Annotated in this window: 1 protein-coding gene; it reads right to left on the bottom strand. The window is 76.8% G+C overall.

The features are described 5' to 3' along the window. Positions 1-101: 101 nt before the first annotated feature. On the bottom strand, positions 102-698 hold the full coding sequence (locus tag JAO81_RS11520; protein WP_199547793.1) for an ankyrin repeat domain-containing protein: 597 nt from the start codon (positions 696-698) through the stop codon (positions 102-104). Positions 699-702: the final 4 nt, after the last annotated feature.

The raw sequence follows: 702 nt of genomic DNA, 5'->3' as shown, positions 1-702 counted from the left end.
CGCCCGGCGGGGGCGCCCGCGGGGGGGGAGGGGGGCGACGGCCAGCGTGACGCCCCCCGCGGCCATGGTGCGCGGGGTGCGGTCCCGTGCGCTGCGCCGGGTCACCGTACGGCCCTCAGCAGACCGGCGATCTCGTCGAACCCGCGCCGCTCGGCGTGCTCGAGCGCGGTCATGCCGTCGCCGTCCGCGAGTGAAGGTGAGGCGCCCGCCGTGATCAGGAGTTCCACGATCTCCTGGTGCGCACGGCCGCCGTCGCCGAGGATGACCGCCTCCAGCAGGGCGGTCCAGCCGAGCCGGTTCACGTGGTCGACGTCGCTCTCGGTCTCGCGCAGCACGGCCCGTACGTAGTCGACGTGGCCGCGCTCGGCCGCTGGGATCAAGGAGATGCCGCCGAAGCGGTTCACCAGCTTGAGATCGGGGCCCCCGGGCAGCAGTGCGCGCATCATGCGGACACTGCCGGTGACGCCGGTGACCAGCCGGGGCCTCCCCGGCCGGCCGCCCCCGGCGGGCGGGCCGGCGCCGGGGCCGCCCGGCGCCTCGCCCGCCGCCACACATTCGTCCGCCGCGGCGATCAGGAGCGGTGTACGACGGTGTGCGTCGCGGCGCTCGATATCGGCACCGTCGGCGAGGGCCGCGCGCACGGCGGCGGGGTCGTCCGCGAGGACGGCGGCCAGGAGAGCCTGGTCGGCAGGGGACATGGTG

Source organism: Streptomyces sp. N35, assembly GCF_016464295.1.
Lineage (GTDB): Bacteria > Actinomycetota > Actinomycetes > Streptomycetales > Streptomycetaceae > Streptomyces.
This window is presented reverse-complemented; position numbering and strand designations above follow the sequence as displayed.